Below are 21,666 nucleotides of genomic sequence, written 5' to 3' on the forward strand. Positions count from 1 at the left end.
ATAATTATTCGTTTTTCTTATTTAGGAGCATCACGTTTCTACCTTCGTTCCACGTTTCCAACCCGCTGTCCACTATATCTTTTTCCCGATGCCTGAGCGTAGCCGAAGCCACCAGGAAAAAGGATGCCGTTCCCATCGGGGCTATGGTGAGGTTTTGTCATTCTCCGACGATATAAATGATAGTTTATAATCGATAAATGATATAAATGAAATTGAAACTTTTAATGCCTCAAAATAAAGATTCACAAAAATTTCCATCCGCTTCAAAAATCGATTCATCGAAACTTTGCTCACTCAAAAAATTCTTCAGTCTCAAAAAAACCTTTGCGTTTAAAATTCCACAAAAATTATTTTCAGCAAAAAAATCATTTATCACCCATCATTTATCATCCATAATCACCCGTTATCCGCAAAACTCTCCAACGTCGTCATTCCACCATCCACATAAATACTCGCTCCCGTAATGTAATCCGAATAATCACTCGCCAAAAATACGGCTAAATTTCCAATGTCTTCCGGTTGCCCGATTCTGTCGTACGGAATCAGCGTCATCAGCGCATCCAGAGACTCTTTGTTATCCCAGGCAGGCTTATTGATTGGCGTTTGAATCGCGCCCGGACAAATATTATTAACTCTGATTTTATCCTTCCCATATTCCTGAGCCAAAGTCTGCATCAGCATTCTCAGCGCACCTTTGCTGGACGCATAATTCGCGTGTCCGGCCCACGGAATCGTCTCGTGAACACTGCTGATATTGATGATTTTCCCCAAAGCTTTCGATTTGTCATTCATTCCACGCTTCAAAAATTCTCTGATAGCTTCTCTTGAACACAGAAATTGTCCTGTCAGATTCACATCAATCACTTTTTGCCATTGCGCCAAAGTCATATCAATGAAAGATGCATCTTGTTGTAAACCAGCGTTGTTAATAAGAATATCAACAGTTCCAAATTTTTCAATTGTCGTTTTGAACATTGCCTGAACTTGGTCTTCCTTGCTCACATCACACTGAATGATAAAACCTTCGCCACCATTTTCCTCAATGGTTTTCAATGTTTCCTCCGCTTCCGGACGAGAATGGTCAGATGAATGATTTATGATGGTGATGGCGCCGGATTTTGCCAAACTAATAGCAATTCCTTTCCCGATTCCACTGCTGGAACCCGTCACGATGGCGACTTGTTTATTTAGATTGATTTCCATAATTTATTTGTAAAAAGAAATTTTTAATACAAATATTATACGCAAGTTCTGGGAAAATAGAATATTAACAAATAATTATTTTAGAAATTTCAAGCGAAATTTGGAAAAAGTATACTTTGTGAAGTATATTTGCAGTCAGAATTGTTCATTTACATATTGAAAATGTTATCGAGAAAGGTGGAGAGATTAGACTCTGTGAAACCTTGGCAACCCTTCGGAAACGAAGAAGGTGCTAAATTCTATCCCAATTTATTCGGGAAAAGATAACCAAACATTTATTCTACATTTCCCCGTAGCATTTTCAATTTTTTATCAGATAAAATTGGAAAATAAGTTACAGCACCTTCAGACATTACATTTCGCGACACAAGCCGGAAAGGTTTATGATATTCCATTAAGCTATCAGCTTTTTGGAAAAGAACTGTATTCTGCTCCCATCATTCTGATAAACCACGCGCTCACAGGAAACTCTGATGTTGCCGGCGAAAATGGCTGGTGGAAAACCTTGGTCGGAGAAGGAAAAGTAATCGACACAAACCGATTTACCGTAATCTGTTTCAACATTCCTGGAAATGGTTTCGATGGATTTTTCATTGATGATTACGAAAACTTTATCGTTCAGGACATTGCCAAAATTTTCATCGAAGGTTTAAAACTTTTGAAAATAGAAAAGCTTTTCGCTTTGGTGGGCGGTTCTGTCGGCGGTTCTATCGGTTGGGAAATGTTGGCTTTGGAAAATAATTTAGCAGAAAGATTTATTCCAATCGCAACAGATTTCAAAACCTCGGATTGGTTGCATTCGCAATGTTTGGTTCAGAAATATCTTTTGGAATCAGAAGAAAAACCGCTTGAAAAGGCCAGAGTGCACGCAATGTTATGCTACAGAACGCCGGAATCTCTCAACTCCAGATTCAAAAGAGAAACAGATTCTGAAAAGCAGATTTTAAAGTCCCACGATTGGCTCAACTTCCACGGAAATCGATTAAACGAAAGATTTAGTTTAAAGGCTTATAAACTCGTCAATCATCTTCTGATGAACATCAACGGAAAGGAAAATGAACTGGAAAACATCAATGCAGAAATCCATTTGGTTTCGGTTGACTCAGACCTTTTTTATCCGGCTTTTGAAATTAAAAACACTTACGATTTTTTACAACATAAAAACAAAAATGTTCACTACCACGAAATCAAATCCATCCACGGACACGACGCATTCCTGATGGAATATGAACAACTGAACACAATTTTAACACCTCTATTTTTGAACTGATGACAGACAAGAACGCAATAAATATTTATAGAAACAAAGCTTTGGTCAACTTCGAAGGGAAAAATTTCCTCGGACAAATCGGCGTGGATTCACGGATTTTTCAAGCTTTGAATGGAGGCGGAATCAGCGTTGGCGTTATTTCCCAGCAAGCGATAGAAAACGGAATTTCTGTTCTTGTCGACGAAGTTGATGCAGAAGATGCGGTTAAGTTTTTGAAAAAAGAATTCGAACAGGAAACGAAGGAAGGTCACGTTAATAATATCTATAGCATTGACAGTCTTAGTGTTATAGGTTTTGTTTCGGATAATTACAATAAGATTTTATCAGAACTTCAGCGCAACAAGATTTTCCCTTTATTATTAAGTCAAATCGCATCTGCCGGAAGAGTGAACATCGTGGTAACCGAAAATCAAACCGAAATCACCAAAAACATCATCGAAACCGAAATCTACGGAAAACCAAAAACCGTTCACCTCGCTTTGATTGGTCACGGAAATGTCGGCGGAACTTTGGTAGAGCAAATCCTCGATTCTGCTTACGATATCTTAAAAAGAAAAAGAGTGGATTTGAAAATCGTTGCAATTGCGAATTCCAAAAAAATTGCTTTCAACCAAGCCGGATTCGGAAGCGATTGGAGACAGAAAATCAAATTTTCCCAAACAGATTCCAGCGTAGAAAAGTTAGTTGAGTTCGCCAAAGAACATCACTTGGAAAACCTTGTAATGGTGGACAACACAGCGAGCAAAGATTTTGTAAAACATTATCCGACTTTTGTAGAAAATGGTTTTGATGTCGTAGGTTCCAACAAAATCTACAATACGTTACCAATTTCAGAATACCGCGATTTCAGAAAATTATTAGAAAAAAATAAAAAGAAATATCTTTATGAAACCAATGTCGGTGCAGGTTTACCGTTAATTGACACCATCAAACTTCTCCATCTTTCAGGCGAGAATATCACCAGAATCAAAGGTGTCTTCTCCGGAACTTTGAGTTATGTGTTCAATAATTTCTCTCTCCGAAATGACAAATATTCCATCATCATCCGAGAAGCGATGGAAAAAGGTTTCACAGAACCTGACCCACGCGAAGATTTATCCGGAAACGATGTCGCAAGAAAATTGCTTATTCTAGCAAGAGAATTAGATTTGATTAATGAATTCGAAGATATTCACATTCAAAATCTCGTTCAATCAAACCTTTTGGATATCGACAAAAACGAATTCATTTCAAGATTGGAAGAATTAGATTCAGAATATCAAAATATCAAAGAAAACCAGAAACCTGACCACGTTCTGCGTTACGTCGGCGATTTGCACGGAAATCTTCAGGAAGAAAAAGGAGAACTGGACGTGAAATTAATCTCCGTTCCAGCCAACTCCGCACTCGGACAGCTGAAAGGTTCAGATTCCATCTTCGAAATCTACACCGAAAGTTACGGCGAAAATCCAATCGTCATTATGGGCGCCGGAGCCGGAGCAAAAGTGACTGCCCGAGGCGTTTTCGGAGATATTTTAAGATTAAGCGAAACAAAATAAAAAGCAGGAAGTTGGAAGTCTTCGAGTTCCACAGGAACGACCGATGTTACAGCGTTGGAATTCATTCCAACGATAACAAAAAATGGAACAAACAATTCCAACCATTAGAAAAATTAAAAAATGGAAAATCAAAATTTCGAAACATTAGCCATCAGAACCCAAACCGAAAGAACTCAGTTTGACGAGCATTCCACGCCTTTATACCTCACTTCGAGCTTCGTTTTTGAAGATGCGGAAGATATGCGCGCGAGCTTTGCGGAGGAAAAAGACAAGAATCTTTACAGCCGTTTCAGCAACCCGAACGTCACAGAATTCGTAGATAAAATCGTAAAAATGGAAGGCGCAGAATCCGGTTATGCTTTCGCGACGGGAATGGCTTCGATTTATTCCACCTTTGCAACCTTGCTCAACGCTGGCGACCACATCGTGAGCTGTCAGTCTGTGTTCGGTTCCACGCACACGTTGTTCACGAAATATTTCCCAAAATGGAATATCAAAACCACCTATTTCAAAGCCGAAGACGCCGAGAATATTGAAAAATACATCCAACCAAATACAAAAATCTTGTACCTGGAAACGCCGACAAATCCGGCAATCGAAATTTTAGACTTAGAATTTTTTGGACAAATTGCTAAAAAACACAATTTGATTTTCATCGTAGACAACTGTTTCGCAACGCCATACCTGCAACAGCCAATTAAGTACGGCGCAGATGTTGTTGTCCATTCCGCAACGAAACTCATTGACGGTCAAGGTCGTGTGCTCGGTGGCGTTGCTGTTGGGAAGGCAGATTTGATTCGCGAGATTTACCTTTTTGCGAGAAACACAGGTCCCGCGATGTCGCCGTTCAACGCGTGGGTTTTGAGCAAGAGTTTAGAAACGTTGGCAATTCGTGTCGAGAAACATTGCGAAAATGCGCTCAAAGTAGCCGAGTTTCTGGAAAATCATCCGAATGTGGAATTGGTGAAATATCCTTTCCTGAAGTCTCATCCAAGCTACGAAATCGCCAAAAAACAAATGAAATTAGGTGGAAACATCGTCGCTTTCGAAGTCAAAAACGGCATCGAGGGCGGTCGCAATTTCCTCAACCGAATCAAGATGTGTTCCCTTTCCGCAAACCTTGGCGACACGCGGACGATTGTCACGCATCCCGCTTCCACAACGCATTCCAAGCTTTCCGATGACGAGCGAAACGAGGTTGGAATCACCGCCGGATTGGTGCGTTGCTCCGTCGGATTAGAAAATATTGATGACATTATCAATGATTTGAAACAAGCTTTAGACTAACGGAATCGAAAATATTTGGAGCAACAAGTTTTCGCCTTCGAATCACGATTCCAGCCCGCTGTCCACTATATCTTTTTTTGCTACGACGATTGGTCATCAAAAAGAAGGTTTAGTCAAAGCAAAAAAAGGATGCCGTTCCCATCGGGGCTATGTTGAGGTTTCCTCTTTCAAACGACGATTAAAAAACAAGTTCCAAAGGAACGACCGATATTCTAGCGTTAGAATTTATTCTAACGGTTTATGATAAACGAAAATAATAGAAAAATGAAAAATTCAGAACAATTATATAAAGCCATTTCCGAACGCATCCTGATTTTGGACGGCGCAATGGGAACAATGATTCAGCGCTACAATTTCTCGGAAGAAGATTATCGCGGTGAGCGTTTCAAAGACTGGGAATCTTCACTCAAAGGAAACAACGATTTGCTCTCTTTGACACAACCAGAAGCAATTGAGGAAATCCACAAAAAATATCTTTCAGCCGGCGCCGACATCATCGAAACCAATACATTTTCCGGAACCACGATTGCGATGGCCGATTATCATATGGAAGATTTGGTTTACGAACTTAATTACGAATCAGCCAAAATCGCCCGCAAAGTCTGCGACGAATTTACCGCTCAGAATCCCGACAAACCAAGATTTGTTGCAGGTTCCATCGGACCAACCAACAGAACGGCGAGTCTTAGCCCAGATGTGAATGACCCAGGTTATCGCGCAATCACTTTCGACGAACTGAGAATTGCGTACAAACAACAGGCAGAAGCTTTGCTGGACGGCGGTTCAGACATTCTGTTAGTAGAAACCATCTTCGACACATTGAATGCAAAAGCCGGACTTTTCGCCATCGACCAAATTCAGGATGAAAGAAAAATTGAAATTCCGATTATGGTTTCCGGAACGATTACCGATGCTTCTGGAAGAACTTTGAGCGGACAAACCGCCGAAGCGTTCCTGATTTCTGTTTCTCATCTCGACTTGTTGAGTGTCGGATTCAACTGTGCTTTGGGTGCAAAACAACTCACGCCATATTTGGAGGCAATTTCTTCTCAATCAGAATTCGGAATCTCAGCTTATCCTAATGCCGGCTTACCGAACGCTTTCGGTCAATACGACGAAACGGCGAGCCAAATGGCTGAGCAGGTGCAGGAATATTTGGAAAAAGGACTAATCAATATTATCGGTGGTTGTTGCGGAACAACGCCTGAACATATCAAAGCGATTGCTGATTTGGCAAATAACTACGAACCTAGGACAATCAATGTAACAATATAACAATGTATCACTTTACCAATAAGTTGCGAGCTCAAGATTGTTACATTGGTAAATTGGTAAATTAACTTATGAAATACTTAAAATTATCAGGTCTAGAACCTCTAATTATAACGCCAGAATCCAACTTTATCAATGTTGGGGAAAGAACCAATGTGGCCGGTTCCAAAAAATTCCTTCGATTAATCAAGGAAGAAAAATTTTCCGAAGCGCTTGATATTGCCCGTCATCAGGTCGATGGTGGTGCACAAATCCTGGATGTCAATTTCGATGACGGATTGATTGATGGAAAAGCATCGATGATAAAATTCCTGAACTTAATTGCTTCAGAGCCGGATATTTCCAGAATCCCAATTATGATTGATTCCTCGAAATGGGAAATCTTGGAAGCTGGATTACAGGTTGTTCAAGGAAAAGCCGTGGTTAATTCCATCAGCTTAAAAGAAGGAGAAGAAGAGTTTATCAAACACGCCAGAGCAATCAAACGTTATGGCGCCGCGGTGATTGTAATGGCTTTTGATGAGGTTGGGCAAGCTGATAATTTTGAGAGAAGGTTGGAAATTACCAAACGTTCTTACGACATTTTGGTCAATCAACTGGATTTTCCGGCAGAAGATATTATTTTCGATTTAAATATTTTCCCTGTTGCAACAGGAATGGAAGAACACCGCAGAAACGCCATTGATTTCATCGAGGCGACGCGTTGGGTTCGAACCAATCTTCCTTATGCATCGGTTAGTGGTGGCGTTTCCAACGTTTCATTTTCTTTCCGAGGAAATGATTCTGTGCGTGAAGCGATGCATTCGGTTTTCCTTTACCACGCGATAAAAGCGGGAATGAATATGGGAATCGTAAACCCGACGATGTTGGAAGTGTATGACGAAATTCCTAAAGAACTTCTGGAATTGGTCGAGGACGTGATGCTCGATAGAAAAGACGACGCAACCGAAAGATTGTTGGACTATTCCGAAAGAGTAAAATCTACCAAAAAAGAAAAAGCCGAAGATTTGGCTTGGCGAGAAATGCCTTTGCAAGATAGAATCACGCATTCCTTAGTCAAAGGACTTGACCGTTTCATTGAGGAAGATACTGAAGAAGCGAGATTGCAGGCAGAAAAACCACTTCACGTCATCGAAGTTAATCTAATGACAGGAATGGGCGTTGTCGGCGACCTTTTCGGAAGTGGGAAAATGTTCTTGCCTCAAGTTGTAAAATCAGCGAGAGTAATGAAAAAAGCTGTCGCTTATCTTCAACCTTTTATCGAAGCTGAAAAAGACGGAACTAGACCAGCGAACGGAAAAATCCTGATGGCAACAGTAAAAGGCGACGTTCACGACATTGGAAAAAATATTGTGAGTGTGGTTTTGGGTTGCAACAATTACGACATCGTTGACCTCGGCGTGATGGTTCCTGCAGATAAAATTATTCAAACGGCGATTGATGAAAAAGTGGATATCATTGGTCTAAGCGGATTGATTACTCCCAGTTTGGACGAGATGGTTCACCTCGCTTCAGAATTGGAAAGACGCAATCTAAGTTTCCCATTATTAATTGGAGGTGCAACGACTTCCAAAGCGCACACAGCTGTTAAAATCGCTCCGAAATATGCGAATACAGTTGTTCACGTGAATGATGCTTCCAGAGCTGTTGGCGTTGTGAGTTCCCTTTTAAATAAAGACAAATCCAGCGTTTATTCTTTGGAATTGAAAAAAGATTACGACGATTTCCGTGAGAAATTCCTGAATCGACAAGTTGATAAAGAATATGTTACGATTGATGAAGCGAGAAAACAGAAATTCAAAATAGATTGGGAAAATGAAAATATTCATAAGCCAAATAAATTAGGAATCACCATTATCGAAGACCAAGATTTAAACGAATTGGTAGAATTTATCGACTGGTCACCGTTTTTCAGAAGCTGGCAATTGTTTGGGAAATTTCCTGATATTTTGACGGACAATGTGGTTGGCGAGCAAGCGACGATTTTGTTTAATGAAGCCAAAGCAATGCTTAAGAAAATCCTTCAAGAAAAAAGTTTCAAAGCCAAAGGTATTTTCGGAATCTTCCCTGCAAATGCGACTGAACGCGATGATATTTTGGTCTATGATGACAATCAAAATGTGATTTCAACTTTCCGAACTTTGAGACAACAACATAAAAAATCCGAGGGCAAAGAATATTTCGCTTTGTCAGATTTTATTGCGCCTGAAAATTCTGGAAAAAAAGATTATATCGGTGTTTTCTGTGTTTGTACAGGTTTTGGTGCGGATGAATTGGCGAAGGAATACGAAGATAAAATGGACGATTACAACGCGATTATGGTAAAAGCTTTGGCAGACCGTTTTGCAGAAGCGTTCGCAGAATATCTTCACAAAAAAGTCAGAACAGAATATTGGGGTTACTCAGAAAATGAAACTTTGACCAATGACGATTTGATTAAAGAAAAATATTTGGGAATTCGTCCAGCTCCAGGTTATCCGGCTTGTCCCGACCATTTGGATAAATTGACGATTTGGGATTTGCTTAAAGTTGACGAGAAAATCGGAGTGACTTTAACCGAAAGTTTAGCAATGTGGCCAACCGCAGCTGTTTCTGGTTATTATTTTGGTAATGAAAAATCAAAATATTTCGGCGTTGGAAAGATTGATGAAGACCAATTGAAAGATTATGCCGACAGAAAAGATGTCGATTTGGAATATGCTAGAAAATGGCTGAGCCCGAATTTGGCTGATTAGACTTTGAATTTTAAACCTTGAATTTTGAATTAAAATAATGAAAATTACTGACCATATAAAAAACGCCAACGGAAAAACGCTTTTCTCTTTCGAAATTGTTCCTCCCCAAAAAGGCGTTGGAATTGCCGATTTATATAAAAACATTGACCCGTTGATGGAGTTCAATCCGCCTTTTATTGATGTAACAACGTCTCGCGAAGAGTACATTTTTCTTGAAAGAGGAAATGGTTTGATGGAGCGAAAAATCACAAGGATGCGTCCTGGAACTTTGGGAATCTGTTCGGCGATTCAGAATAAATATAATGTTGATACAGTTCCGCACGTGTTGTGCGGAGGATTTACAAAAGAAGAAACCGAATATCTTTTGGTGGATTGTATGTATTTGGGAATCAATAACATTGTGGCTTTGCGAGGCGATGCAATGAAAGGTGAAAAATATTTTGAGCAGTCAAAAGGTGGACACAAATATGCTTCGGATTTGGTTAAGCAAATTCACGATTTAGGAACCGGGAAGTACCTTCACGAGGAAATCGTCCAATGTGAGGAAAACAGCAGTTTCTGCATCGGCGTCGCAGGTTATCCGGAAAAACACATCGAAGCACCTTCTATGAATTATGACCTTCAAATGTTGAAGAAAAAAGTGGAAGCTGGCGCAGATTATATCGTGACTCAAATGTTTTTTGATAACCAAAAATTCTTTGATTTCGTAAAACAAGCCAGAGAAATCGGGATTGATGTTCCAATCATTCCGGGCATCAAACCAATTGCAACCAAAGGTCATTTGCAAATGTTGCCACAAGTTTTCAAAATCGATTTGCCTGAGAATTTAATTTCTGAAGTTTTGAAATGCAAAACCAACAGTGATGTTCGCGAAGTCGGGATAGAGTGGGCCATCAACCAATGCAAAGAACTGTTGGATTTTGGCATTCCGGTCTTGCATTTTTATTCGATGGGGAAAAGTGATAATATTTTGAAAATTGGAAGAGAAGTTTTCTAAAACTAAAAAGAGATGCAAATTTGCATCTCTTTTTTTATTTGTTAAGAAAAGTAACCAGTTTTACAAGGTCCAACTCTTCATTTAATTTTATCTTATTAGATTTTACGAAATCCTTTGCTGCGTCCTTTTTATCAGCAGGCAAAGCATTGAACAAGTCATCTGCTTTCTTAGAAACTTTTACAACTCCTTCATCGGATTTTATAAAATAGATCGGTTTTTGAACTTCAAATTTTGCGGGAATACCTGGAACTAAAGTATTTGGCGGTGGCGTTTCATCCTTGAATTTTGTAATAACTTTCTTTAAAAGTCTATTTTTACCTCCAACTACTTCAAAGAAATATCCAGAATATTCATTGTTAGTATTTACCAGCACTAATTTTTCTTTTGTAGTTTCAAATGTAAACTTTGGGTAAGCCTCTTCTTCAGGAATTACATAAACATTTCCAGTCTTATTATCCAGAATCTCTACAGAATCTAAAAAAGGACTGTAACGAATAGGAATTGTTCCGGAAGTATCTCCTAATTTAGCAGGAATAAAATTAGGGTAATAATAAGGCGTTCCTTGGATGTCAGAATATTTTATTTTTTTTGGACCATTATTAATCTCGTCCATAGACTTTGTAAATTGAGCATTTCTTGCTAAATCAATTTGTTGAGCTTGTAAAAATATACCACTTAAAAATACACTTGCTGTAATAATTAATTTTTTCATTTGTTATTAATTTTTGTAAAAATACAATGAATTTTAAATAAAAAAAAAGAATTCTTGATCGTTTAATAAAATTTTATGAGAATTAACAAATGTATTGAATTGCATAATCAATATTTTAATCATTGATAAGGTTTGAAGATTATGAGTATTTTTACAGCACAACTTTAATTATGAAATTATCAGGACCATTCAAACAAATCGTCACGCTGAATCAGCTTCCATTAAAGGGAAAATTAAGTGACGAACAATTGGAAATCATTATTGATGGCGGAATTTTGACCGATAACGGAATTGTTATCGAAGTTGATAATTTCGAAGTTTTAAAACAAAAATATCCTGATTCAGAAATCGATTTGATTGAAAATGAACAGATTGCACTTCCTGCTTTTGTAGATGCGCACACACATATTTGTTTCGGCGGAAATCGCGCTAATGATTTTGCAATGCGAAATGCCGGAAAAACCTATCTCGAAATTGCCGAATCCGGCGGTGGAATTTGGAGTTCTGTGCAACACACCAGAAAAGCTTCTGAGGAAAATTTGATTGATGGAATCTTAGAACGCATCAATATTTTATTAAATCAAGGCATCACAACCATCGAGATTAAAAGTGGTTACGGACTGAATGTTGATGAGGAACTGAAAATGTTGCGCGCCATTAAAAAAGCTCAAACAAAAACCAAAGCCACCTTGATTCCGACTTGCCTCTCTGCTCATTTGAAGCCACGAGATTTCGAAGGTTCTTCCGAGGATTATCTTAATTATATTCTTAATGAAATTCTACCAAAAGTAAAAGAAGAAAACCTCGCAAACCGAGTTGATATTTTCATTGAAAAATCCGCTTTTCAGCCGGAAGAAAGTAAAAACTTGCTTTTGAAAGCTAAAGAATTAGGTTTTCAAATTACGGTTCACGCCGACCAATTCACTGCCGGTAGCTCAAGAATTGCGGTGGAAGTTGGCGCCAAATCTGCAGACCATTTAGAAGCAACTATCGATGAAGATATTGAGTTTCTTGCTAATTCAGAAACTGTGGCTATTGCACTTCCAGGCGCAAGTTTAGGTTTAGGCGAACCATTTTCGCCAGCCAGAAAAATCCTCGACAAAGGCGGAATTCTAGCCATCGCAACAGACTGGAATCCAGGTTCTGCGCCAATGGGAAATCTCGTAACTCAAGCTTCAATCCTAGCAACTTATCAGAAGTTGACTACTGCGGAGGTTTTGGCGGCGATAACTTTCCGTGCAGCTTACGCCTTGGATTTGGAAGACAGAGGAATCTTGGCAAAAGGAAAAAAAGCAGATTTTATCACTTACGAAACAGATAATTTTCAAAATATTCTTTACAACCAAGGGAGTTTAAAACCTTCAAAAGTTTACATCAACGGAGAACAAATTTTATGATAGAAGAAAGAGACAGTCTAATTTTTGACCTGGACGGAACACTGTGGGATGCGTCGGAAACCGTTGTCAGAGCCTTTAATGACAGTATTTTGGAAATTGGTTTTGATATTAATTTGAATGCTTTGGACATCAGAAATTTTTCTGGGATGAAGATGGATGATATTTTTGCCCAGCATTTCAATTTTATTCCAAAGGAAAAACTTCAGAATTTTGAAACTATTTACAGCATTCGAGAGAAAAAATATCTGAATGAATCGGGCGGAAGATTGTTTCCCCAAGTCCGAGAAACTTTAGAAAAACTCAGCAAGACACATCGTCTTTTCATCGTCAGCAATTGTCTTTCGGGCTACATCGAGAGCTTTTTGGATTTTTACGACTTAAATCCGTATTTCGAGGATTTCGAATGTTTTGGAAATCGGGGTTTACCAAAAGATGAAAACATTCGGTTGATTGTCACAAGAAATGAACTTCAAAATCCGGTCTACATCGGCGATACGATTTGGGACAAAGAATCTTCTGAAAAAGCTGGCGTCGATTTTATTTATGCCGCTTATGGTTTTGGGAAAATAGAAAATGCTGAATATCAAATAGAAAACTTTGAAGATTTATTAACAACTTAATTATATTTGGGCAGCTTAATCCGCCTTCCGCTCCCAATCTTTTTTGCCCGACGATTTCACTTAAGTTGAAAATTAAGTCCAAGCAAAAAAGGATTTCCGCTCAAACCTAACGAAGTGGTTCATCGATTCAAAAAAATAAATAAAAATTTGAGATAAGTCGGGCTGCGACAGATTCCACGTTTTCAATTCAATAAAAAAGCCTTATCAAAATCTGATAAGGCTTCATTTTTTATAAATATCGGTGATTACTTGAACTCAATCGGGAATTTAACTTGTGTATTGTCCCAACCAGCGTACAAATCTGCGCCTGTTTTGGTCTGCACAAAAGTGATAGAGAAAAATTCAACGGGAGCAGTGGTTTTCTCAGCCGGAACATTGAATCTCACCACATCCTTGCTCTTGTCATAAGCGTACGCGCCCCATCTGTCAACATCAGAATTCAGAACGATGGTCCATTCTTTTTCGTTTGGAACAGCGAATAAACTGTAAGTTCCAGCCGGAATATCTTTTCCATTGATTTTCACTGGCGTGTAGAATTTGATTTCGGTATTTTCATTCGCTCCCATTCTCCAGATTTCTCCATATTTCACAAGATTTCCGAAAACGACTCTGTTCTTTTTCTGAGGACGGGAATAGACTACTTTCACTTTCGGCGTTTCTGACTTTGAAGAAAGCACCTGAAGCGGATAATACGTTGCATCCATCGGACTTGCATCTGCCGGCAAATAATTTAGTTTTGTGGCATCCAATTTGGCTTGAGAGTAAGCGCTAACTCCGATTAATAATGAAGCGGCTAAGATTAAATTTTTCATTTATTTATTTTAATTTTATTAATTGTTCAATGGCTTTGTCCAGAGTTTCCTGTTTTTTGGCGAAACAAAATCGGATGACTTTCTCATCGGTTTTATCTTTGTAAAACGCTGAAAACGGAATTGTTGCAACTTTGTGTTCTTTCGTCAGCCAATAGCAAAAATCCTTGTCTTGCATATCAGAAATCGAACCAAAATTGGCGGACAGAAAATAGGTGCCTTCACAATCCAACAATTCAAATGGTGTTTCTGACAAAGCACTTTTCAAATAATTTCTTTTCTCTTCGAAGAATGTGGAGGTTTCAGAGAAATCCTGAATGTTTTGAAGATATTTTGCAATGGCAAATTGAGCAGGTGTATTTACGCAGAAAACATTGTATTGATGGACTTTTCGGAACTCATTCATTAATTCAGAAGGCGCCAGAATATAGCCAATTTTCCAACCAGTGATATGAAGCAGTTTTCCAAATGAGCCAACAACAAAAGTTCTTTCTTTCAGCTCAGAATATTTGGCTAATGTCAAATGAGATTTCCCGTCAAATGTGATGTTTTCATATACTTCATCGCTTAGAATAATGATGTTAGTGTCTTTTACAATCTTAATTAATTCCTCAATATCATTCTCTTTCAAGATTTTCCCGGAAGGATTATTGGGATTGTTGATGATAATCATTTTGGTCTTTGCGGAAACCAGATTTTTCACTTCATTCCAATTAATTTTGTAATCTGGATAAAGCATTTTTACCTTTTTCACAATTCCGCCATTCAGAATAATCGCAGGTTCGTAGCAATCGTAGGCTGGTTCGAAAATAATCACTTCATCATCTTTTTCAACGAAAGTAGAAATAACGGTGAAAATTCCTTGCGTTGCGCCAGCTGTAATATTAATTTCAGCATCCGGATGATAATCAACCTGATATTGCGAACTGAACTTCCTCGAAATCTCTTCCCGAAGTTCCTTGATTCCAAACAACGGTGCATATTGATTGTAACCTTCTTTCGCAAAATCACCCAAATATTTCAGAAGGTTTTCATCAGCTTGATAATCGGGAAATCCTTGCGAAAGATTGACGGCGTTTTCCTGTTGCGCCAACAAAGACATTTCCGTGAAAATCGTGGTTTTCACGTCCGGAAGTTTGGATGTAGATAATCTTAAAGCCATAACGATGGTAAAATTAAGTAATAATTGAGAAATTCTCTAACAATTTTTCTGATGTTTTCTCAACCACAAAAGTCCAAAAGTTTTTTATCAATAATATTCAAAAGCTCACAAAAGAATATGGAAACTTTTTTGAACTTTTTCGCATAAATGTCTTTTGTGACTTTTGTGGTGACCGAAAAAAGTGATTCTCATTTCGTAAATTTGCAAAAATATTTTTTTGAAACGTCTTATCTCCATCGTCGGAACTACAGGAATCGGAAAAACCAGATTGGCCATCGATTTGGCAAATTATCTCGGTACAGAAATTATTTCCTGCGATTCCCGTCAGTTTTATCGTGAGATGAAAATCGGAACTGCAATGCCGACGGAATCTGAATTGGCCGAGGCAAAACATCATTTTGTCGGGAACCTCAGCATTGATGATTATTATTCCATTGGTTTGTACGAGCACGAAGCGATTGAAAAGTTGGATGAGATTTTCGCCGAAAAAGATATCGCCATAATGGTTGGCGGAAGCGGAATGTACGAAAAAGCGGTTGTGGAAGGATTGAACGATTTACCAGAAGCTGACGACGAAAATCAGAAAAAACTAATTGATATTTTTGAAAATCAGGGAATTGAACCTTTACAAAAATTATTATCAGAACTCGACCCGGAATATTTATCGGTTGTTGATAAAGACAATTCAAGGCGTTTGTTACGAGCAATTGACATCATTTGGCAAACGGGAAAAACCTACACCGAAAATCTTAGTTTACCAAAACCTCAGCGTCATTTTGAGACATTTAGAATTGGAATTGAAGCACCAAGAGAAGTAATTTATGAAAGAATCAATCGGCGCGTCGATATAATGATGGAAAATGGTTTGTTGGAAGAAGCCAAAGGATTGATTGCTGACAGAGATAAAGTCGCACTTCAAACGGTTGGTTATTCAGAGTTGTTCAAATATTTTGATGGCGAATGGGATTTGGATTTCGCCGTTTCTGAAATCAAGAAGAATTCCCGTCGATACGCCAAACGCCAAATGACGTGGAACCGAAAATTGGGAAATGTGAATTGGGTGAATTATGATAATTCTGTGGAAGAAGCATTATATTTGCTGAGGAAATTAAGTGATTCAGAGATTTAGGAATAGTTAAATTATTAAAAATCTAATTTCTTAATCTCAAAATGTTTTAATCTTTTAATCAAAATTTATGTCAAATACACAATCAAATATGTTGGCTTTAGGAACGAAAGCGCCTGATTTTAGCCTTCCAAATCCTGTGAAAAATAACGAAATCCAAAGTCTGGAATCTCTGAAAGGAAAGAAAGGAACTTTGGTGGTTTTTATGTGCAATCATTGTCCGTTTGTGCTTCACATCATCGATGTTTTGGAGGAATTGTATGAAGATTACAACTCTCAAGGCATCGAGTTTATTGGAATTAATTCTAATGACGTCGACAGATATCCAGCTGATTCTCCAGAGATGATGGTGGAATTTGTAGAAGAAAAAGCTTTGAAGTTTCCTTATCTCTACGACGAAAGTCAAGAAGTTGCAAAAGCTTTTGACGCCGCGTGTACACCAGATTTTTATTTCTTTGATGAGAATCTGAAATTAATCTATCGTGGTCAAATGGATGATTCCAGACCAGGAAATCAAAAAGAAATTACTGGCGAGGATTTGGTGATTGCTTTTGAAAATCATTTGGCCGGACAAGACCAAGAAGATTTCCAAAGACCAAGTTTGGGTTGTAACATCAAGTGGAAATAATTGGCTTTTGGAGGTTTGCTTTTCGCAAATTGCTTTATTGATATATAAAACCCAGAAATTAGTTTCTGGGTTTTATAGTTAAAGTTTGGTGATATTATTTTTAATAAAATCCTTCTGAGATTCAAAGGCAATTTTGTCGATATCAATTTCAGAAATGGGAATCCAAATGCCTTCAGAGATTTCGGATTCTTCTATTTTGATTTCAAATTTTTCATCAACTTCGTATTCGTAAAACAAATCCATCGTGTTGTAACTGATGTTTTTGTATGGATAAATGTTCGGTCGGCTTCCGAGGTATCTCAGTTTTTGAACATCAATTTTCAATTCTAATTCTTCAAAAAGTTCTCTGGCGCAGGTTTCTTCTGCGCTTTCTTTCGGGTCACAAAAACCGCCTGGCAAATCCAATTTTCCTTTTCCAGGTTCCTGATTTCTGACTGTGAAAAATAATTCGTTATCGTGTTTTATTATGACTGCAACTGCCGCAGCTGTATTATGATACAAAACAAAATCGCAGTTATCACAATTGAATTTGGTTACATCATTCCATTTCAAAGTTTCGTGTCCGCATTTTGGGCAGAATTTCAGATTTTCCATTGGATAAAATTAATGAAATAAGATCATTTCAAAAACAAAAACCATCCTGAAATTTCAAGATGGTTTTAAGAATTATATAATGCTTTTGATTAAACTGCTTTTCTATTTCGCGGATGAAATTGGATGATCACATCTCTCAATTCCTCCGTTTTCAAATGCGTGTAAACTTGAGTCGTCGTGATGCTGCTGTGACCCAACATTTCCTGGATGAATCTCAAATCTGCACCATTCTGCAACAGGTGTGTCGCAAAAGAATGACGGAAAGTGTGCGGCGAAATACTTTTTGTAATTCCAGCTTTCTGGGTCATTTCCTTGATAATGATGAAGACAATTACTCTGGACATATTGGTTCCTCTAGTATTAAGAAAAAGAATATCCTCGAATTTTTTGTTGATTTTTCCAACAGCTCTTACATTTTTGATGTAATCCAAAATGCATTCTGCTGTAGATTTTGCCAAAGGTACCAATCTGGTTTTTTCGCCTTTTCCTTCTACGATGATGAAGTTTTCTTTGAAATTGATATTAGAGATTTTCAAATCCACCAATTCCGAAACGCGCAGTCCACAACCATAGAGAACTTCCAGGATACATTGGTTTCGTTGTCCAATATCTGTCTTTTTATCAATGTTTTCGATAATTCTGTCGATGTCGTCGATACTCAAAGTGTCAGGCAGATAAAGGCCAAGCTTTGGACCTTCCAGAAGTGAAGCGGGATTATCATCTCGGTATTCTTCTTCCAAAAGGAACTTGAAAAATGCTTTGATAGAAGAAATTCCTCTTGCCTGAGAACGCTCGCTGATTTTGTTTTTTGACAGTTGATAGATGTACTCCTGAAGATTTTCATAGCTGATATCCTGTGGAGAAATTTCTCCCAAATCAGCCATAGCAAAGGTTTCAAGTTTTTTGATGTCTCTGAGGTAAGCGTCAAGTGTGTTGTCAGAGAAGTTTTTCTCAAATTTTAGAAAATTTGAGAAGTCTGTAATTTTTTCGGACCAGTTCATATTTGTGTTTTTTTTAAAATTGTTTCTTAATTAAGTATTATTTCTTCATAAAATATATAATTCTTGTTCTGTTATGTTTAATGTCTCTATTCCAGCGTTTTTCAAAAACTCCAATCCGCTATTATCGGAGTAAACTGTCATATAAACCACTTTTTTGATGCCGGCCTGCAGAATTAATTTACTGCATTCTTTGCAAGGTGACATCGTAATATACAGCGTTGCATCTTTACAGGATTGCGTGCTGCTTGCTATTTTTAATATGGCGTTGGCTTCTGCGTGGAGCACAAACCAATTTGTTTTGCCATCTTCATCTTCGCAGTTGTTTTCAAAACCGGAAGGCGTTCCGTTGTATCCGTCGGAGATGATCATTCGGTCTTTCACAATCAGCGCTCCCACTTTTTTCCTCTTGCAGTAAGACAGATTTCCCCATTCGGAAGCCATCTTAAGATAAGCAAGATCAAATTTATTATAATTCATTCTTTAAATTTAATCAAAAGCGGGCTTTCTTTTTTCAAGAAAAGCAGACACACCTTCTTTAAAATCTCCCTGGGCAAATAATTCTCCAAAAGAATTAACCTCGGTTTCCATTCCGTGCTCCAGATCACTTGCATTCACGGCTTTTATCGCTTTTGCAATGCCTTGCGGCGAGTTTTTCACGATTTGCTCAGCCAGTTCCTGCGTTTTTGGAAGCAATTCTTCGAGAGAAAAAACTTCGTTTATCAGACCAATAGATTTGGCTTTTTCTGCAGAAATCATTTTAGCAGAGAAAATCATTTCGTTTGCAATGCCTTTGCCAACCAATTTCGGCAATCTCTGTGTCCCGCCGTAACCGGGAATCAATCCCAAAGTTACTTCCGGCAGGCCCAGTTTGGCATTTGCAGAAGCATATCTCAAATGACAAGCCATTGCCAATTCCAATCCGCCGCCCAAAGCAAAACCATTGACTGCTGCAATGACCGGTTTGCTGAGATTTTCTATTTTATTAAAAACAAAATGTCCTCTTTTTGACAGTTCGGTTGCTTTTTCCTGACTGAAATTTGAAAACTCTTTGATATCTGCACCGGCAACAAAGGATTTCTCCCCGCTTCCAGTTAAGATCACACAATTTACAGTTTTCTCACTTTCCAGAAAATCAAACACACTTTCCAGATCATTAAAAACCTGAGTATTCAAGGCATTTAAGCTTTCTGGCCGGTTGATCGTTACAACAGCAATTTTTCTGTCTATTGTTAATTTTATACTTTCGTAATTCATTTAAAATAGGAGATTATGTTTCAATCTCTAACTAATTATAAATCTAATTTAGAAATATTGTGCAATATAAACAAAATATTAATGAACAATTAACATTTTTATTATAGATTTATTAACCATTGTAAATTATAGTAATGAAAACTTTATTCAAAACACTTCAATATCCATTAAAAATGTACATATTCCTACCTGTGCTTTTTGTGATTTCCTGTGGCAGCAGAAATTCTTCAAATGGTTCATTTAGGACAACGACGGTTTCTTATTATGCTGATAAATTTGATGGTAAAAAAACTTCAAGCGGCGAAACTTACAGACATTCCAAACATACAGCTTCCAATAAAACACTGGCTTTCGGAACTAGGGTTGAGATTATTAATATAAATAACGACAAATCCGTCATCATCACTGTAAATGACCGTGGACCTTTAAAGCCATCTAGGGAATTTGACCTTAGCCAAGGCGCTTTCAAAAAAATAGCCGATCTGAATGAAGGCATCGTAAAAGTGAAATACAGGATTTTGAAATAATCCTTAATATAATATAGAAGAAACTATAAACTGATTCGTTACATAATATATTTAAAATGTTTAAATTTGCAATGCTTTTAAAAAAGTCAAAAAATAAAAATCTTAAAAAAATAACATCAAGACAATGAGTTACATTTCATTTATCGAAGCAAGACAAATATTAGATTCCAGAGGGAATCCAACAATTGAAGTAGATGTTTTCACAGAAAGTGGAGCAATGGGACGTGCAGCAGTACCTTCTGGTGCTTCTACAGGTGAGCACGAAGCAGTTGAACTAAGAGACGGCGCGCCGGAATATCTTGGTAAAGGTGTTTTGAAAGCGGTCGAAAATGTGAAAGAGATCATCGCGCCAGAATTGATCGGGCTTCCGGTTTTCGAACAAAATCTTATCGATGCGGTAATGATCGACCTTGATGGAACTTCTAACAAAGGAAAATTAGGCGCAAACGCGATCCTAGGTGTTTCTTTGGCTGTTGCGAAAGCGGCTGCTAACGAACTTAGAATGCCTCTTTATAAATATGTAGGTGGTGTGAACGCCAACACACTTCCAGTTCCAATGATGAACGTGATCAACGGTGGTTCTCACTCAGATGCGCCGATCGCTTTTCAGGAATTTATGGTAATGCCGGTAAAGGCTGATTCTTTCTCTCACGCATTGAGAAAAGGAACTGAGATCTTCCACAGCTTGAAATCTATTCTTCACGGAAGAGGATTGTCCACAGCTGTTGGGGACGAAGGAGGATTTGCACCAACTTTCAAAGGAACTGAAGATGCTTTGGATACTTTATTACAAGCAATCGAAAAAGCAGGTTACAAGCCAGGTGATGATATTATGATCGCTTTGGACTGCGCAGCTTCAGAATTCTACAAAGATGGCGTTTACGATTACAGAAAATTCCAGACGCCAGATGCGCCTGTGTTCTCTAGCAGCGAGCAGGTTTCTTACCTAGCTGATCTTGCAAACAAATATCCGATCATCTCTATCGAGGACGGAATGCAGGAAAATGACTGGACTGGTTGGAAAGAATTGACAGATAAGATTGGAGACAGAGTACAATTGGTTGGAGACGACTTGTTTGTAACAAACGTTGAGAGACTTTCCAGAGGTATCAAAGAAAATACAGCGAACTCCATCCTTGTAAAAGTAAACCAAATTGGTTCTCTTTCTGAAACAATGGCGGCTGTACAAATGGCGCAACAAAACAGATATACAACAGTGATGTCTCACAGATCTGGTGAAACTGAAGATTCTACGATTGCAGATCTTGCAGTGGCACAAAACTGTGGACAGATCAAAACTGGTTCTGCATCTAGATCAGACAGAATGGCGAAATACAACCAACTTTTGAGAATCGAAGAAGCTTTAGGTGAAACTGCGGTTTTCCCAGGTTTGGACGCTTTCAAGATCAAAAGATAATTAATTTTTAAATTAATATAAAAGGCATCCCGAATATTTCGGGATGCCTTTTTGTTTTTATGTAATTGTAAATCAATGTTTTATTTTGATTAATTATTAATAATAAATGTTTTCATT

At 38.0% G+C, this 21,666-nt stretch carries 21 protein-coding genes and 1 riboswitch; of the genes, 12 read left to right on the top strand and 9 right to left on the bottom strand.

All coding sequences use genetic code 11. The features are described 5' to 3' along the window. Window positions 1–4: 4 nt before the first annotated feature. Window positions 5–136 carry a hypothetical protein gene (locus LUD75_RS19105; RefSeq protein ID WP_262908164.1) on the bottom strand — a complete coding sequence of 44 codons (132 nt, stop codon included), beginning with the start codon at window positions 134–136 and terminating at the stop codon, window positions 5–7. 260 nt (window positions 137–396) lie between these two features. Further along, window positions 397–1,203 carry a glucose 1-dehydrogenase gene (locus tag LUD75_RS05275; protein WP_232704615.1) on the bottom strand — a complete coding sequence of 269 codons (807 nt, stop codon included), beginning with the start codon at window positions 1,201–1,203 and terminating at the stop codon, window positions 397–399. A 162-nt stretch (window positions 1,204–1,365) separates the two neighbouring features. Next, window positions 1,366–1,473, top strand: a riboswitch (SAM riboswitch). A gap of 52 nt (window positions 1,474–1,525) precedes the next feature. Between LUD75_RS05275 and LUD75_RS05280 the strand changes: the two genes are divergently transcribed. The 6 genes from LUD75_RS05280 (at window position 1,526) to metF (ending at window position 10,302) form a co-directional block, all read left to right on the top strand. Continuing rightward, complete coding sequence (locus LUD75_RS05280) at window positions 1,526–2,473, top strand: alpha/beta fold hydrolase (RefSeq protein WP_232704616.1); 948 nt, start codon at window positions 1,526–1,528, stop codon at window positions 2,471–2,473. Continuing rightward, window positions 2,473–4,011, top strand: a complete 1,539-nt coding sequence (locus LUD75_RS05285) for a homoserine dehydrogenase (protein WP_232704617.1) — start codon at window positions 2,473–2,475, stop codon at window positions 4,009–4,011. Before LUD75_RS05280 ends, LUD75_RS05285 begins: the two co-directional genes overlap by 1 nt. Before the next feature lie 120 nt (window positions 4,012–4,131). Next, window positions 4,132–5,298 (top strand): O-succinylhomoserine sulfhydrylase, encoded by a 1,167-nt coding sequence (locus LUD75_RS05290; RefSeq protein ID WP_232704618.1) that lies wholly within the window; start codon window positions 4,132–4,134, stop codon window positions 5,296–5,298. A gap of 264 nt (window positions 5,299–5,562) precedes the next feature. Next, complete coding sequence (locus tag LUD75_RS05295; RefSeq protein ID WP_232704619.1) at window positions 5,563–6,573, top strand: homocysteine S-methyltransferase family protein; 1,011 nt, start codon at window positions 5,563–5,565, stop codon at window positions 6,571–6,573. Window positions 6,574–6,641: 68 nt separating this feature from the next. After that, window positions 6,642–9,305 carry a methionine synthase gene (gene metH, locus LUD75_RS05300; RefSeq protein WP_232704620.1) on the top strand — a complete coding sequence of 888 codons (2,664 nt, stop codon included), beginning with the start codon at window positions 6,642–6,644 and terminating at the stop codon, window positions 9,303–9,305. Window positions 9,306–9,342: 37 nt separating this feature from the next. Continuing rightward, entirely contained in the window at window positions 9,343–10,302 is a 960-nt protein-coding gene (metF, locus tag LUD75_RS05305; protein WP_034963222.1) for a methylenetetrahydrofolate reductase [NAD(P)H], read from the top strand. Between the two features lie 34 nt (window positions 10,303–10,336). Here metF and LUD75_RS05310 read toward each other — a convergent pair whose 3' ends face one another. Beyond that, window positions 10,337–11,014, bottom strand: coding sequence for a hypothetical protein (locus LUD75_RS05310; RefSeq protein WP_232704621.1), 678 nt, complete (start codon window positions 11,012–11,014; stop codon window positions 10,337–10,339). A 170-nt stretch (window positions 11,015–11,184) separates the two neighbouring features. Here LUD75_RS05310 and hutI point away from each other — a divergent pair, with 170 nt between their 5' ends. Further along, a complete protein-coding gene (gene hutI / locus LUD75_RS05315; protein WP_232704622.1) occupies window positions 11,185–12,411 on the top strand; it encodes an imidazolonepropionase in 1,227 nt (408 codons plus the stop codon). Continuing rightward, on the top strand, window positions 12,408–13,031 hold the full coding sequence (locus LUD75_RS05320) for an HAD family hydrolase (protein ID WP_232704623.1): 624 nt from the start codon (window positions 12,408–12,410) through the stop codon (window positions 13,029–13,031). Before hutI ends, LUD75_RS05320 begins: the two co-directional genes overlap by 4 nt. Window positions 13,032–13,276: 245 nt before the next feature. Here LUD75_RS05320 and LUD75_RS05325 read toward each other — a convergent pair whose 3' ends face one another. After that, on the bottom strand, window positions 13,277–13,843 hold the full coding sequence (locus LUD75_RS05325) for a DUF2911 domain-containing protein (RefSeq protein ID WP_232704624.1): 567 nt from the start codon (window positions 13,841–13,843) through the stop codon (window positions 13,277–13,279). Window positions 13,844–13,847: 4 nt separating this feature from the next. After that, window positions 13,848–15,002, bottom strand: a complete 1,155-nt coding sequence (locus LUD75_RS05330; RefSeq protein ID WP_232704625.1) for a methionine aminotransferase — start codon at window positions 15,000–15,002, stop codon at window positions 13,848–13,850. Between the two features lie 217 nt (window positions 15,003–15,219). Between LUD75_RS05330 and miaA the strand changes: the two genes are divergently transcribed. Both miaA and LUD75_RS05340 read left to right on the top strand, forming a co-directional pair. Then, window positions 15,220–16,131 (top strand): tRNA (adenosine(37)-N6)-dimethylallyltransferase MiaA, encoded by a 912-nt coding sequence (miaA, locus tag LUD75_RS05335; protein ID WP_232704626.1) that lies wholly within the window; start codon window positions 15,220–15,222, stop codon window positions 16,129–16,131. Window positions 16,132–16,198: 67 nt separating this feature from the next. Beyond that, window positions 16,199–16,756: a thioredoxin family protein gene (locus tag LUD75_RS05340; RefSeq protein ID WP_232704627.1), complete on the top strand. Its 558-nt coding sequence runs from the start codon at window positions 16,199–16,201 to the stop codon at window positions 16,754–16,756. Between the two features lie 78 nt (window positions 16,757–16,834). On the opposite strand, the gene LUD75_RS05345 is transcribed toward LUD75_RS05340, so the two are convergent. From LUD75_RS05345 to LUD75_RS05360, 4 genes are all read right to left on the bottom strand, one after another. Beyond that, complete coding sequence (locus LUD75_RS05345; protein ID WP_232704628.1) at window positions 16,835–17,350, bottom strand: NUDIX domain-containing protein; 516 nt, start codon at window positions 17,348–17,350, stop codon at window positions 16,835–16,837. Between the two features lie 89 nt (window positions 17,351–17,439). Continuing rightward, window positions 17,440–18,351, bottom strand: a complete 912-nt coding sequence (gene xerD, locus LUD75_RS05350; protein WP_232704629.1) for a site-specific tyrosine recombinase XerD — start codon at window positions 18,349–18,351, stop codon at window positions 17,440–17,442. 45 nt (window positions 18,352–18,396) lie between these two features. Next, window positions 18,397–18,828: a dCMP deaminase family protein gene (locus LUD75_RS05355; RefSeq protein ID WP_232704630.1), complete on the bottom strand. Its 432-nt coding sequence runs from the start codon at window positions 18,826–18,828 to the stop codon at window positions 18,397–18,399. Window positions 18,829–18,837: 9 nt separating this feature from the next. Then, window positions 18,838–19,605, bottom strand: coding sequence for an enoyl-CoA hydratase-related protein (locus LUD75_RS05360; protein ID WP_232704631.1), 768 nt, complete (start codon window positions 19,603–19,605; stop codon window positions 18,838–18,840). 173 nt (window positions 19,606–19,778) lie between these two features. On the opposite strand from LUD75_RS05360, the gene LUD75_RS05365 reads away from it, so the two are divergent. Continuing rightward, window positions 19,779–20,132, top strand: coding sequence for a septal ring lytic transglycosylase RlpA family protein (locus LUD75_RS05365; protein WP_232704632.1), 354 nt, complete (start codon window positions 19,779–19,781; stop codon window positions 20,130–20,132). Between the two features lie 124 nt (window positions 20,133–20,256). Beyond that, window positions 20,257–21,549: a phosphopyruvate hydratase gene (gene eno, locus LUD75_RS05370; RefSeq protein WP_232704633.1), complete on the top strand. Its 1,293-nt coding sequence runs from the start codon at window positions 20,257–20,259 to the stop codon at window positions 21,547–21,549. Window positions 21,550–21,666 lie beyond the last annotated feature (117 nt).

Origin of the sequence: Epilithonimonas sp. JDS (assembly GCF_021261315.1) — a bacterium.
GTDB lineage: Bacteria > Bacteroidota > Bacteroidia > Flavobacteriales > Weeksellaceae > Epilithonimonas.